This window comes from Streptomyces sp. NPDC002536, assembly GCF_053594995.1.
The window spans coordinates 14,288-29,779 of sequence record NZ_JBSFWU010000093.1; the positions used below are offsets into that span (position 1 = coordinate 14,288).

Consider the following 15,492-nt stretch of genomic DNA (forward strand, 5'->3'; position numbering starts at 1 on the left):
CTAGGGCGTATGCACGATATTGATTCCGGTGATTCCACGATCGGCGAACAAATTCCGCATCGCCGTAACAGCATCACCCTCGGCAACATGCCAGGTGATCGACTTCCCTCCCGCCGCATTGAGCTGACGCTGGGCCTGATCCGCGAGGCTGTCCGCACCATTGTACCAGGAGCGGAATCGACCATCCTTGGTGAAGGTCGCATACCCCGGCCCCTTGGCGTCCAGAAGAACACCATCACGGAATCCGTCGAACTTCACGCCGTTGACCTTGTAGCCAAACCCATTCGGAACGCCGGTGACCTTCGCCTGGTATTCCGCAGCCCTTTCCGACATCGCCTCATTGACAGTGCCCCAATTTCCTGGTCCACCCTTGCCTGCCCAGCACCCTGCATTGTGCACCAGAATCGGGGTGTCCCCAGCCAGTACATAATACGTGTGAATGCTGTCAACGGTGAGATTGAAGACCTTACGAGTCTCGGTCCAAGCTCGGGTCGAAATGACGTCTCGCAGCGCACCATTCGGGGTGCGAAGCAGGTCACCCGCCTTGAGATCCACGGCGTCCAGCCAACGGCGCTGGTTTTCTACCCAGAACGGGTGCTTCCCAGTGGCTGTCACCGTATCGACGGCATTACTCGCCGCACCGCCGACATCAATAGTGATCTCGACCAGATCCTTCTGACCCTCACCGATTATGACATCGGTAACCGCCCGCTGCTCAGTCTCCCCAGTCTCAGGGTTCGTGGCCAGAACCTTCTGACCGACCCTGACATCCTTAATGGGCTTGTGGTCTCCACCGGCCATCAGCACCGGCGTTTCTGGAATGAAGCTGTTCGCCCTAGGCTCAATGGGGCAGTCAGGAACCTTCCGGAACTTTTCCAGGATCTCCCGGCCCTTGCCGATCAGCTTCTTTGCCGCAGCAGACTCTTCCAGGAACTTGCCGATACCACCGACGATTCGACCGATGGCCTTGGTGATCTTCGGCATTTCCTTGATTATCTTGAGGGCTTTACCCCAAGGAAGGTTCCCGATGACCGCCCAGAAGCAGCTTTCCACATTGGGGTTACTGAAGCACTCCCTGATGTCGCCGAGAAGAAGATCAACAAGGATCTTCCCGCCGTTCTCCATCAGGAAGTCAGCAATGTCTTTTTCTGCAAGCTGTCGAGCCTTCTCGTATTCTTCGGGAGACATTCCGGCCTTGCGGAGTGCCTCCTTCTCTTCCTCGGTCAGCGGAGCACCGCCGTACTTGCCATCACGCTGGGCGGCTTCGTCGCGGCGCTTGCGCTCCTGCTCCCGCTCGTACTCCTCGGCCTTCTTGGCCGCCTCGTCCGCTTCCTTGGCGTACTGGTTGGCGTTCTTGGCTGCTTCCTGCGCGGACTTGGAGTGCTGCTCCGCAGAATCGGCCAACTTGCCAGCAGCAGCCGCATCTTCTTCCGCTTGAGCTGCCGCACCCTGCGCGACACTGGCCTCGTGCTCGGCCTGGTCAGCCGCGCCGCTGGCGGCAGCAGCGTGCTGCTCGGCCTCGGCGGCGGCACCGCGGGCGCGGGCGGCCTCAGCTTCGGCCTCGTTCGCGGCCTGGCGGGCTGCAGCAGCGTCTGCGGCGGCCTGGTTGGCGGCCTGGCGGGCGAGCTGGGCGTCTTCCTTGGCCTGGGCCTCAGCCTTGTTGGCGCTGGCCGCAGCGGCACGGGCCTTGGCGCCGTCCTCGGCAGCCTGGGCCGCCGACTTCATCGCCGCAGCAGCAGAACGCGCAGCGTTCGCGGAGGACTTGGCAGCATCCGCGGCGGCCTTGAAGGCCGGGGCGACCTGGGCGTTGGCACGCTTGGCGGCGGCGTCGGCGGCCTCGGCGGCCTTGACAGCCTCGGCAGCCTTGGCCTCGGCGGCGGCAACCTGCTCCTGGCCCATCTTCTCGGCGGCCTTGGCAACCTCGGTGGCGAAGTCGGCGTCGACGTCGGAGCCGGAGAAGGGAGCGGTCAGCGCGATAGCGGTGTTGGCCGGGTCAGCGATACCAGCAGCGGCCGTCCGGGCAGCGCCAGCGGCCTGGACGGCAATACCGGCCTGAAGCTTGGCCATGCCGGCCTCGCGGGCCGCGCCTTCAGCCTCTTCCTTCGTGCGATTGGCCGCCTGAAGGGACAGGTTCGCCTCGACAGCAGCCTGCCCGGCAAGGCGGGCAGCTTCATGGGCAGCAATACCCGCACGGGCCTCCTGAGCCGTGGCCTCAGCAGCCTTCTGATTGGCACGCTGAGCGGCAGCGCGAGTGGCCTGGTACTCGGCCTCAGCACGGTTCGCCGCAGCATTGGCACGAGCAGCAGCAGCCTCAGCCGCGTTCGCCGCGGCGTTCGCGCGGGCGGCGTGTGCGGTGGCCTCAGCCGCTGCAGCACGCGCCCGAGAAGCGGCACCAGCAGCCTCTGTCGCCGCGGAACGAGCACGCATAGCCGCACCACTGGCAGTATCGGCAGCACCGCGTGCCTGGCCGGCTGCTGTGCCGGCAGTGCTGGCGTCTCCTCGCGCGGCCTGGGCCGCAGCTTCAGCCTGACCCGCTTCCTGGGTACCTCGACCAGCGGCCGCAATCGCCTCGGCGGCCTTGGCCCGGGACAGCTTGGCTTGGTGGTCCTGCTCTGCCTTGAACGCCGCGTTCCTAGCGTTGCGAGCGTTGGTCTCCTCGTTGCGGGCGTTCTGGTCCGCCTTGGCAGCGGCGCCTTCCATCTCTTCCGCATGCGCCCGTGACGAAGCCGCAGTAGCCGCAGCCGCCTGGGCCTCCGCACGTGCCGCCGTCGCGGTACGCGCCTCAGCCTCCGCACGCTCCCGTGCCGCAGCCGCAACGTCTCGCTCGTGCTCCGCGCGTGCCCGCGCCTGTGCAGCCAGATCGCGCTCGCGCTCCGCAATCTTGCGCTGTTCAGCCGCGATTGCGGCCTGCCGCTGGGCCTCTATTCGAGCCTCGCGAGTCTTCTTGGCGTGCTCCCAGGCTTCCTTCTCCGCCTGCTCTGCCTCGATGCGCGCCTTACGGGTGCGCTCGGCGGCGTCGGCGGCGATCTTGGCCTGCTTGTCGGCGGCCTCGGCCAGCTTCGCGGCGGTCTTTGCGTGTTCCTCGGCGTTGGCGCGCCACTGCTTGGCCTGCTGCTCGTGCAGTTCGGCCTGGTTCTTGGCGTTCAGGCCCTTGGCGTCTGCCTCGGTGGCCTCGACGGCGTGCTGCGCTGTCTCGCTCGCCTTGGCGGCCGCGTCGGCGGCGCCGGCGATGCCGGAGGCGACCTCGGACCACTGCGTGCCGTAGGTCAGGCCGGTCTCGACGAGGACGTCGGCCTGGATCTTGGCCTGGGCGGCAGCGACCTGGGCGGCCTTGGCAAAGTCGCGGGCGTAACCGACCTGGCGGGTGACCTCGGTCTTGACCTGGTCGTAGTCGGAGAGTTGCTTGCCGGCGCGGTCGGCCGCGAGCATGCGGTCGGCCTCACGCGAGGCAGACGCGGCCGAAGTCATCGCGTTGGAGGCGCCCTTGAGGGCCTTCACCGCGTCGCCGTGGACCGCGATCAGCTTCGTGCGGGCCTCTGCCGCGCGCTTGGCCTTCTCGGCCAGCTCGCGCAGCTTCTCCGCCGCCTCCTGGGCCTCCTTCTGCGCCTTCTCGTGCGCGGCCCGGTCGTCGGCGTCCTTCTGCGCGGCGACCTGGTAGCCCTTCTCCAGGAACTCCGCGATCACCTTGTCGTCATTGGAGGCCAGAGCGGTCTTGGCCGCCTTCTGCACCTCCGGGCCGCCGGAAGCGGCCAGCATCTCCACACGCTTGCGCAGCTCCGCAGCGCGGTCCTTGGCGTCCTTCTCCGCCTTCTGGTCACGCTGCTTGGCGAGCTCGGCACCGAACTCAAGGAAGTTGGCACGCTCGGTGGCGTCCCCCTTCAGCGCGTCCTCGACCGCCTTGTTGAAGTTCGGCCCGCCGGTGCCACGCATCGCCTCGATCTTGCGGCGGTTCTCGGCATCGGTGGTGTTCTTCTTGTCCTTGGCACGCTTACGGGCCTCGGCCTCACCGTGCTCCAGAAATTCGCGGAGCGCGCTCGGGTCGCTGCTCTCCAGCGCCTTCCGGGCGGCTTCCTGGACCTCCGGCTCCTCGTCGAACTCCGCGAAGTCCTCCACCAGCGCCCGGTCGCGCTCCGCACTGAGCTTGTCCAGCTCGGATTGCCCGGCGACTGCTGGAGCAGAGGCCGGTTTCGGCAGCGTGGCGGCAATGCTGTCGAACGCAGCCATCGCCTGAGCGACCGTGGGCTCCTGGGTCGACTTCAGTGCGGCTGTGGAAGCCCTCGTGGCGGCCGTCGTGGCAGTGGCCGCCACGGCGGGCCCGGTCACACCGCCCAGCAGGGCTGCGACCACTGCCGTGGTCACTGCCTTTCTTGCTACGCCGACGCCATTGCGGCGTATTCTTCCGGCCTTTGGCCGGAATCTACCCATCACGGGAAGAAACCCCCTAGCAAAAGGAATAGAAAAATGCCCCTGCCCTATGAGCGAGCAGGGGCAGGTCGGGCGAAGTCCGCGGTGAAGGGCTCGGTCTCAGCCCTTGACGCGGTTCTCGCCGTCCTGGGCCTTGGTGAAGGCGTCCTTCCAGAACGTGGCCGCGTCGGCCGCGTTCTGCTGTTCCTTGGTCCAGGAGTCCTGATTGGCCGCGGCCGGATCGGCGATGTTCTTCCAGATCCCGTCCGCGTTGTCCTTGGCGGCCTTGGCGATGTCCGCCCAACTCTCCGCCTGCGCCTTGGCGACGGCCTGCTCGGCCCGCCAGGCGAGTTCCGCGGCGGCAGCGTGTTCGGCCACCGCCTTCCACGCCTTCTCCGCCTCGGCCCGGGCCTTCGCCGCATCGGACGCGCCCTGCAGCGCCTTCTCGGCCTCGGCGGCCTCGTTGATCAGGCGGGTCAGCGTGTAGTGCCGCACCACGTCCGCATCCGCGATCCGGGTCCGGTACGCCTCCAGGTCCAGCGCACCGCCGGTCGCCCAGCCGTAGCCGTAGAACTCCTCGACGTCCGCATCCGTGGCGCCTGCCCGCAGCGCCCACTGCGCCGCCACCCGCACCTGCTCACCCGGATCGTGCTCCGCTCGCGACTGCACGAACTCGCGTTCTTTGGCGGAGATTTCCAGCTTGTGCTGGGCGTCTTCCTCCCGCGCCGCCCGGTCGCGTTCCTGCGCCTGGGTGTACCCGGTCTTCACGAACGCGGCCTGCTCTGCGGCGCTGCCCTTCAGTGCGCGCTCGGCCGCAGTGCGCACCTGCGGGGCGTACGACATGGGGTGCGTGCGGATGACCCGCTCGATGAACGCGCGGTTGCGGCTGCGGGTGTCCTTCGCCCGCTTCTTGGCGTAGTCGAAACCGCCACCCGGAGCCAGCCACTCCGCGATCGCCTCGTCGCCCCGGACATGACGCAGGGCGTTCCACGCCGACGTACGGACCTCGATGGCCGGGTGGTTCAGCGCGTAGTAGTGGACCCGGTCCCGCGCATCCTGCGCCGCCGCCGACCGCAACGACGCCAGCTGATCAGCCGATTGGTCCGCCGAGGCGACAACCGTCACCGGGGCGTCCGCCCACGCTGGAGCCACAGCCGCGACAGCAATCCCGCCGACCAGCACACCGGTGGTCAACGCCTGCGCAACCCACCACTGACGATTCACTCTTGACCTCTCAAACACATGAACTTCCTTGCCTTGCCCCACGCCGGGGTCGGCATCGCACTCAGGCGCGCTGTCCCCGGCGGGTGTGTGCGCCGCGCCCGAAGGGGCGAGGCCGAGAGGTCACTTGACCGGCAGGACCTTCCAGAGCTGCGCGTCGCTCTGGTTGCAGGTCCACTGCTGCGCCTTCGCGGCGTTCTCCGTCTTGGCGTGGTCGATGTCGAGGCAGCGGTCGGCAACGTGCGCCGGACGCACCTGGTAGAGCTTCTTGGCGTAGTCGACCAGGACGAACTGCCAGCGCGTGTTCTTGCCGCCGAAGCACGACCACTGCTGGGCCTTGGCGCCGGCGTCGGTGCTGCTGTTCTCCACCTCGAGGCACTTGCCACTGGCGGCGTTCTGCAGCTGGAAGGTGGAGTCGCCGACCGGGATGACGCGCCAATTCTGGGCGGCGACGGCGTCGTGGCAGGTCCACTGCTGCGCCTGCAGGCCGTTGTTGGCAGCGCCATTGTTGATTTCCAGGCACTTGCCGCTGTGGGCCACTTGGAGCTGGATGGTCGCCTGGGCGGGGCGGGCGAGGTCGGCTCCAGCGGCGGCGTCGGCAGCAGCCTCCGACGCCTTGTCGGCGTAGGCGGTCGTCGCGCCGGCGGTCAGGAAGGCGAGGCTGCCGGCAACGGCCAGAGCCGCTCGGATGGTCCGAGACATGGTGGAAGAATCCGTTTCTTGGTCGAGGGGCGGGGGTGTCAGGCCTTGGTCGGCAGGATCCGCCAGCGCTGGGCGTCGGTGTCGTTGCAGCCCCACGACTGCACGTTCGCGCCGTCCTCACGGCTGGACGACTTGACGTCCAGGCAGCGGTCGAGGGCGTGCGACGGACGCAGTTCGTACAGGTCCTGCGCGACGTCCGCGAGCACCACGCGCCAGCGCTGCTGCGGGGCGTCGACGCACCACCACTGCTGGACGTTGGCGCCGGCCTTGGTGTCGCGGTCCTCGACCTCGACGCACTTGCCGCTGTGCTGGGCGCGCAGCCGGAAGGTGGCCGGGCCGTCGGGGATCAGGTCGAAGACCTGGTTCTCGAGGTCGTCGGCGCACGTGTTCTGCACGGCGTTGCCGCCGTTGCGGAAAGTGCCGTTGGCGATGGTGAGGCACTTGCCGCTGCTCGCGGCCTGCAGCTTCACGGAGGAGGGGGCGGCATCGGCGGCGTGGGCGGGGGCGACGGTGGTACCGGCCAGGGCGGCGGCGCCGGCGGCGGTGGCCAGGGTGGCTCGGATGATCCGAGACATGGTGGGTGGTTCCGTTCTGATCAGAGGAGTGCTCGGCGGGAAGCCGGTCAGCTGGCGAGCGGGGAGGCGATCTTCCAGGTGGCGTCCTGGGCGAAGGTGTCGGCGGCGTCGAAGCGGTTCTTGCCGGCCTTGTCGGCCGCGTAGAGGTCGCCCTGGAAGTGCCGCAGCCAGCGGCCGGACTGGCTCGCCGACTCGAAGGACACGCCACCGGCGCCGAACGCATTGGTACGGGAGCACCAGGTGGCGTCCTTGCGGAAGGCGTCGCTGCCATCGGACGCCAGCATCTTCACCCGGAGACCCTTCTGGGCCAGGTAGTAACCGGGCTTGCGCGCGGACTCGAAGGAGTAGCACTGGACCGCGGAGTTCTTGGCGAGGGCGGGCACGACAACCCAGGTGGCGTCCTCGCGGTCGGCCTGCTTGCGCTTGGAGTCGCCGGGGGCGACGAAGGCCTCCCCGCCGTCCACGGCGGACTGGCGGATGTACCAGCCGCTCATCTTGACCGGCTGGATGGACTGCCGCTTCAGGCGGTACCGGGTCTCCTCCTTGAGGAAGTTGGCGATCGCCTCGTTGTCGTCGGCGTCGATCGCCTTCTTCCCGGCAGCCACGAGGTTGGGGTTCATGCCGGCGTTGGCGGCCGCGGTCACGATCTGCTGGGCGAGGAGCTTGTTGGCCTTGGCGATCTTGTCGCGACGGTTCTTGTCGTCGAGCTTGTACGCCTCTTCGGCCCCGGTGTGAAGGAACTTCTTCCAGTCCGCCGCGCCGGAGTTCAGCGCCCGCTGGGCCGCCGCGTAGAGCTCGGGGTTCTGCTCGGCGCCCCCGCCGCGCAGCAGCTCGCGGATGAAGTTGTCGTCGCTCATGCTGAGCTGGGCCTCGGTCGGCGTAATACCGAAGAGGGCAGCGGCGCCCTTGCGGGCAGCGAGCTCCTTGCGGCGCTCGGCCTCCTCGCGGTTCTTCTCCTCAAGCTCCTTGAGCTCGTTGGCCACGTCGCGCTGGTGAGCCTCGCGCGCACCGTTGGCGATGAACTCGCGCCAGGCCGTCGCGTCGCCGCTCAGGGCGCGGGCGGCGGCGGCCTGGACCTCGGGCCCGGCGGCCTGGTGCTTCATGATCGCGCGGATGAAATTGTCGTCGCTGAGGTCGAGCAGGTCGGGGCTGTTGGGAATGCCCACCACGATCAGCGCCTTCGACTTGGCCTCCCGTGCGAGGCGGTCGGCGTTGGCGCGCTCCACCTCCCGTGCCTTGTCGATCTCGTAGGCGTCGTGAATGCCCTTGACGATGAACTGCACGTAGGCGTCGTCGGAGTTGCTGATGATCGCCTCTTCGGCGGCCAGGCGCACCGCCTCCCGCTTCTCACCCGCGTCCCGGGCCTTCTGCCACAGCGCGTGAACGAAGTCACGGTCGCTGAGGAGCATCACGTCCGAGCTCGGCTCCCCCATGACGACGGACAGCGCGTCGGCCCGCTGCTCGTCCTTCGTCGCGATGCCTGTCGCGGCCACAGCCACGGACGGGGTGGAGACGACGGCGATCGGTGCGACGACGCCGGTGACGGCGGCCAGCGCGGCGGCGGTCAAGATGCCGCGCTTGACGGCCTTCCGCTTGGGAGCGGAGTTGTTGTCGATCTTGTGCATTCTGTTCTCAGTAGCCCCTCTAGCGCCCCGCATGTCCCATGTGTGCAGGGGGTGGTCGAGGCGAAGTTTCAAAGTTTTACCAGGGGATAGTCAAACTTTGGGCATGAGATATGATCAGCATAAGTTCGCCTTCAAGTGGCTCGTTGAGGACGGCTGTCGACATCTGTGGACGGGGGTCGACGTTTGCGCCGGGATGCGTCGACACGTATGCAGACATCACGCTCGGTCGACGGGCTGCAGACGAGCGAGGTTGAGGGAAATACTCGTCACCCGACGTCGAGCGCGGCTGACTGGCGGCCCTTCGAAGGGGCCGCGCCCACCGTCGCGGCCGCCGCAGAAAGAGTCGGCGCGAGGCCCCGTCGACATGCCATCGCCGTCGGCGCGCTCGTCGTACTGACGGCAGACTCCCGGCCGGAGGGCAGGCCGGACCGGTCGATGCCTGGACGAGCAACAACGACGCGCCCGCTAACGTCAGCGCACCAGGGGGCGGTTAAGACCGCTTGTCTGCGGCGCGAGTGCGCCCGCAGGGCAGTGGAGTGGCGGACGTCAATAGCGAGGCGCTCTTCGCCGCGATCGTCTATGCGTTTGTCGGCGAGCGCAATCACATCGGCGTGCGGATCACGCACAGGGGCATCGAATCCAGCGAACCCTCGACCGACGGCGGTGGGCGGCAGAACGCACTATCTCCCGACTGCCCGACTACCCAGCCTCACCCTCTACTGCGAACTCCCCGAAACTACCTGGCTATTCTCGTTGCCACAATCTGTGACAGCCGATTCTCGGGTGAGGACTCCAATGCGGTAGAGCCGCCCAATCCACACAGCACTGCAGGCCTTCAGATGTCCGCCCCGAGTCAACACCACGGTGGTTGCGAAGAGCCGCTTACACGGCTGCGCTCACTCTTGAACCGCGGCAGCAAGATCGACATTGCAGCCATCAACAGCGATGGTGCCCTCCGCATGCATCCCGGCAAGGGCGACGGAGTGCTCGGCGAGCGCAGCCTCATACGACCCACGGGCTCCTCATGCGGCCTCACTCGATTTACCCGCCGGACCCGGCTCGCCTCTTGAGAGGCGGGCCGGGGATGTTTCCTCCGGGGCGCCTCTACCGCAGTACGCAGCTATGGCCGACCAGTGAAGTCCCAACCCGGCAGGGGCCCTGAGCATCAGGTCAAGCAATCGCATTTGACAGGTAAAGAGAATGTGAAAGGATCTCGATGATTGCGTGATGAACCTTCGCTTCAGCTGGGCTCATCACATCGCACCCTTCGATTCGATGGAGTCTTACGTGACTCACCTTCCTGGCCGCAAGCGCGGACGCGTCCTGTCGCGTGCCGTCACCGCAGCGATCGCCGCAGCACTGATCGGCACCGCCGCCGGGACTGCTTCCGCTGCCCCTGCCGCCGATCCGAGCACCGCGAAGGCCGCGGAAGCCGGCGCTCCGCAGGCGGCCCCGCGGGCAACCGCCTACTCCGCCGGCGCCAACACCCCGTCCTTCGCACTGCAGGCAGTCGACGACATCGGTTTCCTTTGGGAGTACACGCCCAACGGTCGCGGCAACTTCGACGACCGGTGGTTCTCCGGTACCGGCTGGACCGGCGTCTCCGCCGCCTTCCAGGTCGACAAGGACCAGGACGGCATCGCCGACGGGCAGTACATCCGCGGCTACAACGGCGAACTGCTCTTCTACGCGGGTGGCGACGAGCCCAAGCAGACGATCGGCCCCGGCTGGAACACCTACGACCGCATCTTCTCCCCCGGTGACCTCGGCGGCTCCGACGGGACGGACGTTCTGGCCCGGGACAAGTCCGGTGTGCTGTGGCGCTACAAGGTCCGCTCGGACAACACCCTGACCGACCGCGTCCGCGTCGGCGGCGGTTGGGACCAGTTCAGCGACATCGTCGGCCTGGGCGACCTCAACGGCGACGGCAAGCCCGACATCGTCGCCAAGGACCGCCAGGGCGTCCTCTGGTTCTACAAGGGCAACGGCAGCACCAAGGACCCCTTCGACAACCGCGTCAAGGTCGGCCAGGGCTGGAACACCTACAACACGCTGATCGCCACCGGCGACGTCGACAACGACGGCCAGAGCGACCTTCTCGCCCGCGACCGCGACGGCGTCATGTGGCTCTACAAGGGCAACGGCAACCAGCGTGACCCGTTCGAGAACCGCACCCGCATCGGCGGCGGCTGGGACCAGTACCGCCTGATGTTCTGAGCCTGACCACCAACGTGCAGGGCCGCGACCCCAACCGGGGGCGCGGCCCTGCACGTTGGTGAAGAGCAACTGTCCGAAAAAGGGGTGGAAATGCGGCGATCCCATGGAATGATCGGAACACCTCGCAGCCACCCCAGAAGGGTTGCTGCGTCACTTTCGTTTCTCTGGGGGGAACTTCGTGGCCACCATCTCCGGCCGTAAGGGCGCTCGCGCCCTGTCCCGCTTCGCCACCGCGGCGATCGCCGCCGCACTCATCGGCACCGCCGCCGGTACCGCCGTCGCCGACAGCCCTGCGCCGGCACCCGCCGCAAAGGCGCTGAAGGACGCCGCAGCCGCGGCGAAGCCGCAGGCCGCACCGCGTGCCGCCCTGGCCGCGGCTTCGGCCGCCGCCCCCGCTCTGCCGCTCTTCACGGCGGACAAGGACGGCTTCGCCTACATGTACGAGCTGAACGGCCACGGCGGGTTCAAGGACCGTCTCTCGATCGGCACCGGTGGATGGGACTCCATCAACGCGGCGACCCAGGTCCACGACCAGAACGGCCAGCGTGACGGCTGGTACGTCCGGGCAAACGACGGCACCCTGATCTACACCGGCAAGCGCGGCAACAAGACGATCGGCGGCGGCTGGAACATCTACGACCGCATCTTCTCCCCCGGCGACCTCGGCGGCGCGAGCGACTCCGACGTCCTGGCCCGCGACAAGTCCGGCGTCCTGTGGGTCTACCTCTCCTACCCCGACGGCACCCTGAGCGACCGTTTCCGCGTCGGCCCCGGCTGGGACGAGTACACCGACATCGTCGGCCGCGGCGACCTCAACGGCGACGGCATAACCGACATCGTCGCCAAGGACCGCAACGGCGACCTCTGGTTCTACAAGGGCACCGGCGACTACCACGACCCCTTCAAGAGCCGCGTCCAGGTCGGCGGCGGCTGGGACCAGTACGACACACTTGTCGCCACCGGTGACGTCGACGGCGACGGCCGCAGCGACCTGCTCGCCCGCGACAAGGCCGGCAACCTGTGGCTCTACAAGGGCAACGGCGACCAGCGCGACCCCTTCGACAACCGCGTCTTCATCGGCAGCGGCTGGAGCCAGTACCGCCTGATGTTCTGAGCTTCCAAGCGACAGCCCAGGGGCCGCACCGGTACACGGTGCGGCCCCTGCGGTGTCAGTGCCCCGTGGAATGATCAAGGGCGTATCGCGACATCCCGCACGGAATGTCGCGCCTTGCCTCAACTCCACAGGAGAACCACGTGGCTCAGCTCTCTGGCCGTAAGCACAGGCGCGCCCTGTCGCGCCTCGCCACCGCGGCGATAGCCGCCGCACTGATCGGCGCCACCGCGGGTACCGCCGTCGCCGACACGGTGCCCGAGAAGCCCGTCGAGGACGCTGCCACGGTACTGGTAAGAGGCGTCTCGCGGTCCGCAGTCACCCCGACCGCCGCCGCCCCTCAGTTCCCGCTCACCGCAGCCGACCGCTCCGGCAAGGTCTACATCTACGGCCCCGACGGTCATGGCGGGCTCTCCGACAGGGAGCAAATCGCCAACGACTGGCAGTACATCACCGCGGCCACGCGCGTCGACCACAACCAGGACGGTCTTCCCGACGGCCTCTACACCCGCTGGGAGAGCGGCACACTGCGCTTCAACACCAGCGGCAAGTCGCTGACCATCGGCGGCGGCTGGGACATCTACGACCGGATCTTCTCCCCCGGCAACCTCACCGGTGGCGGCCAGTCCGACCTGCTCGCCCGCGACAAGTCCGGCGTTCTCTGGCTCTACAAGGCCCGTCCCGACGGCACGCTCGGTGACCGCGTCCGCGTCGGCCGCGGGTGGGACATCTATACCGACATCGTCGGCCAGGGCGACTTCAACGGCGACGGCAAGACCGACATCGTCGCCAAGGACCGCGACGGCGTCCTCTGGTTCTACAAGGGCACCGGCAACATCAACGACCCCTTCGAGAGCCGCGTCCGCATCGGCGGCGGCTGGGACGCCTACGACGCACTTGTCGCCACCGGCGACGTCGACCAGGACGGCCGCAGCGACCTGCTCGCCCGCGACCGCAACGGCGTCCTCTGGCTCTACAAGGGCAACGGCAACCAGAACGACCCCTTCGAGAACCGCACCCGCATCGGCGGCGGCTGGGACCAGTACACCAACCTCTTCTGAGTCGGCACGACAACACCTGTTGATTTTTGAAGATCCTGTGGAAAGATCCAGGAGCTACCGTGACGCCCCGTTCAGGGGCGTCACGTCTTTCTTACCTGCCTTACCTGCTAAATAGGAGCACCACGTGGCCCAACTCTCCGGCCGCAAGCGCGGACGCGCTCTCTCGCGTCTCGCCACCGCAGCAATCGCTGCCGCACTGGTCGGTGCCACTGCCGGAACCGCCGTCGCCACCCCGGCGCCGCCCGTCCCGGCACCCCTGAAGGCCGCCCCGGCGGCTCCGCGCGACGCGGTCCACCCGACCGCTGCCGCGCCCTTCTTCCCGCTGTTCGCCACCAAGGCGTCCGGCGAGGTCTACACCTACGAGCCGAACCTCCAGGGCGGCTTCGGCGACCGGGAGATCGTCAAGGACAGCGACTCGCGGGACGCCACCGCATCGGTGCAGGTCGACCTCAACCAGCACGGTCTGATGGACGGCCTCTACCTCCGCGCCACCGACGGTTCGCTGATCTTCACCAGCGTTCCCGAGAACGAGAACGAGGAGCCGAAGACCGAGCGGATCGGCGGCGGTTGGAACATCTACGACCGTATTCTCTCCCCCGGTGACCTCACCGGCAGCGGTCACGCCGACCTCATCGCCCGGGACAAGTCCGGTGTCCTGTGGCTCTACCAGACCCGCCAGGACGGCACCCTCGGTGACCGCGTCCGTATCGGCCGCGGCTGGGACATCTACACCGACATCGTCGGCCGCGGCGACCTCAACGGCGACGGCAAGACCGACCTCGTCGCCAAGGACCGCAACGGCGTGCTCTGGTTCTACAAGGGCACGGGCAACATCAACGACCCGTTCGAGAGCCGCGTCCGCGTCGGCGGCGGGTGGAACACGTACGACATGCTGCTGTCCACCGGCGACATGAATGCCGACGGCCGCAGCGACATGCTCGCCCGCGACCACGACGGCGTGCTCTGGCTGTACAAGGGCAACGGCAACCAGTCCGACCCCTTCGAGAACCGCGTCCGCATCGGCGGCGGTTGGGGCCAGTACAACAGCCTCTTCTAGACGCCCTCTTCTCAAGGCCCGGCAACTCACCGGCACTTCGCGGCGCCCCGTTCCCCGGGGCGCCGCTCCTTTTCCTCTTCCTCCCTGCCATAGGAGCACTACATGGCCCGAATTCCCGGCCGTACGCGCAGGCGCGCCCTGTCCCGCCTCGCCACCGCGGCGATAGCCGCCGCGCTGGTCGGTACCACCGCCGGAATTGCCAACGCCGACCCGGCACCGTCCCACGAATCACGGGCGGAATCGCCCCGTTTCCCCCTGCTGGCCACCGACGGGGCCGGCGCGCTCTTCCAGTACCTGCCCGACGGGCACGGCGGCTTCGGCGACCGCAAGCAGGTCGTCGCCCACTGGCACGCCACCGCCACCGTCCAGGTCGACCTCGACCAGAACGGTCTCGTCGACGGCCACTATTACCGGGAGGCCGACGGCTCGCTGTACTTGTCGGAGCGCGGAGGCAAGTCCCAGCGCATCGGCGGCGGTTGGAACATCTACAACCGTCTCCTCTCGCCCGGTGACCTCACCGGCAGCGGTACGCCGTCCCTCCTCGCCCGTGACAAGACCGGCGACCTCTGGATCTACCAGGCCCGCCCGGACGGCACCCTGACCGATCGCGTCCGCATCGGCCCCGGCTGGGACATCTACACCGACATCGTCGGCCGCGGCGACCTCAACGGCGACGGCCACACCGACCTCGTCGCCAAGGACCGCAACGGTGTGCTGTGGTTCTACAAGGGCACCGGCAACATCAACGACCCCTTCGAGAGCCGCGTCCGCATCGGCGGCGGCTGGGACGCCTACGACATGCTGGTCTCGTCCGGCGACGTGAACCTCGACGGGCGCAGCGACCTGCTCGCCCGCGACCACGACGGCGTCCTCTGGCTCTACAAGGGCAACGGCAACCAGAGCGATCCGTTCGACAACCGGGTCCGCATCGGCGGCGGTTGGGACGAGTACACCAACCTGTTCTGACCGGCGGATGCCGTAAGCGCATGACAAAGGGCCGCACCCCGGAGAATCGGGGTGCGGCCCTCAGCGCTTGGCTGCTACTTGCGGATCAGCGACCGCAGCACGTACTGCATGATGCCGCCGTTGCGGTAGTAGTCCGCCTCACCGGGGGTGTCGATGCGGACGACCGCGTCGAACTCCACGCCCGTGTCGGTCGTGACCTTGACCGTGCGCGGCGTGCGGCCCTCGTTGAGCTCGGTCACGCCGGCGATGGAGAAGGTCTCCTCGCCGGTCAGGCCGAGGGAGTCCGCCGAGGCGCCCTCCGGGAACTGCAGGGGCAGGACGCCCATGCCGATGAGGTTCGAGCGGTGGATGCGCTCGTAGGACTCGGCGACGACGGCCTTGACGCCCAGGAGCGCGGTGCCCTTGGCCGCCCAGTCGCGGGACGAACCGGAGCCGTACTCCTTGCCGGCCAGGACGACCAGCGGGATGCCGGCGGCCTGGTAGTTCTGCGAGGCGTCGTAGATGAAGGAGACGGGGGCGTCCGCCTTCGTGAAGTCGCGGGTGAAGCCGCCCT

Annotated in this window: 11 protein-coding genes and 1 pseudogene; 6 read left to right on the plus strand and 6 right to left on the minus strand. The window is 67.9% G+C overall.

Annotated features, from left to right (window positions below; translation table 11 throughout):
- The 5 genes from ACWD4B_RS27445 to ACWD4B_RS27465 all read right to left on the minus strand — a co-directional run bounded on the left by ACWD4B_RS27445 (position 1) and on the right by ACWD4B_RS27465 (position 8,527).
- Positions 1 to 4,359, minus strand: coding sequence for a polymorphic toxin-type HINT domain-containing protein (locus tag ACWD4B_RS27445; RefSeq protein ID WP_451423272.1), 4,359 nt, complete (start codon positions 4,357 to 4,359; stop codon positions 1 to 3).
- Between the two features lie 165 nt (positions 4,360 to 4,524).
- Positions 4,525 to 5,556, minus strand: a complete 1,032-nt coding sequence (locus ACWD4B_RS27450; protein WP_451423273.1) for a hypothetical protein — start codon at positions 5,554 to 5,556, stop codon at positions 4,525 to 4,527.
- Between the two features lie 192 nt (positions 5,557 to 5,748).
- Positions 5,749 to 6,327 carry an RICIN domain-containing protein gene (locus ACWD4B_RS27455; RefSeq protein ID WP_451423274.1) on the minus strand — a complete coding sequence of 193 codons (579 nt, stop codon included), beginning with the start codon at positions 6,325 to 6,327 and terminating at the stop codon, positions 5,749 to 5,751.
- A gap of 38 nt (positions 6,328 to 6,365) precedes the next feature.
- Positions 6,366 to 6,902 (minus strand): RICIN domain-containing protein, encoded by a 537-nt coding sequence (locus tag ACWD4B_RS27460; RefSeq protein ID WP_451423275.1) that lies wholly within the window; start codon positions 6,900 to 6,902, stop codon positions 6,366 to 6,368.
- Positions 6,903 to 6,949: 47 nt separating this feature from the next.
- Complete coding sequence (locus tag ACWD4B_RS27465) at positions 6,950 to 8,527, minus strand: AbfB domain-containing protein (RefSeq protein ID WP_451423276.1); 1,578 nt, start codon at positions 8,525 to 8,527, stop codon at positions 6,950 to 6,952.
- 536 nt (positions 8,528 to 9,063) lie between these two features.
- Here ACWD4B_RS27465 and ACWD4B_RS27470 point away from each other — a divergent pair.
- From ACWD4B_RS27470 to ACWD4B_RS27495, 6 genes are all read left to right on the plus strand, one after another.
- Complete coding sequence (locus tag ACWD4B_RS27470) at positions 9,064 to 9,597, plus strand: hypothetical protein (protein WP_451423277.1); 534 nt, start codon at positions 9,064 to 9,066, stop codon at positions 9,595 to 9,597.
- 217 nt (positions 9,598 to 9,814) lie between these two features.
- A complete protein-coding gene (locus ACWD4B_RS27475; RefSeq protein WP_451423278.1) occupies positions 9,815 to 10,744 on the plus strand; it encodes an FG-GAP repeat domain-containing protein in 930 nt (309 codons plus the stop codon).
- A gap of 178 nt (positions 10,745 to 10,922) precedes the next feature.
- Positions 10,923 to 11,858 (plus strand): FG-GAP repeat domain-containing protein, encoded by a 936-nt coding sequence (locus ACWD4B_RS27480; RefSeq protein WP_451423279.1) that lies wholly within the window; start codon positions 10,923 to 10,925, stop codon positions 11,856 to 11,858.
- Between the two features lie 140 nt (positions 11,859 to 11,998).
- Entirely contained in the window at positions 11,999 to 12,916 is a 918-nt protein-coding gene (locus ACWD4B_RS27485) for an FG-GAP repeat domain-containing protein (RefSeq protein ID WP_451423280.1), read from the plus strand.
- Between the two features lie 124 nt (positions 12,917 to 13,040).
- Positions 13,041 to 13,973 (plus strand): FG-GAP repeat domain-containing protein, encoded by a 933-nt coding sequence (locus ACWD4B_RS27490; RefSeq protein WP_451423281.1) that lies wholly within the window; start codon positions 13,041 to 13,043, stop codon positions 13,971 to 13,973.
- A 102-nt stretch (positions 13,974 to 14,075) separates the two neighbouring features.
- Positions 14,076 to 14,939, plus strand: coding sequence for an FG-GAP repeat domain-containing protein (locus tag ACWD4B_RS27495; protein ID WP_451423282.1), 864 nt, complete (start codon positions 14,076 to 14,078; stop codon positions 14,937 to 14,939).
- A 74-nt stretch (positions 14,940 to 15,013) separates the two neighbouring features.
- On the opposite strand, the pseudogene acnA reads toward ACWD4B_RS27495, so the two are convergent.
- Positions 15,014 to 15,492: pseudogene (gene acnA, locus ACWD4B_RS27500) on the minus strand (aconitate hydratase); the annotation flags it as partial.

Coding starts and splice junctions, on each gene's coding strand:
- ACWD4B_RS27455 (WP_451423274.1), bottom strand. CDS start 6,327: ATGTCTCGGACCATCCGAGCGGCTCTGGCCGTTGCCGGCAGCCTCGCC.
- ACWD4B_RS27460 (WP_451423275.1), bottom strand. CDS start 6,902: ATGTCTCGGATCATCCGAGCCACCCTGGCCACCGCCGCCGGCGCCGCC.
- ACWD4B_RS27465 (WP_451423276.1), bottom strand. CDS start 8,527: ATGCACAAGATCGACAACAACTCCGCTCCCAAGCGGAAGGCCGTCAAG.
- ACWD4B_RS27495 (WP_451423282.1), top strand. CDS start 14,076: ATGGCCCGAATTCCCGGCCGTACGCGCAGGCGCGCCCTGTCCCGCCTC.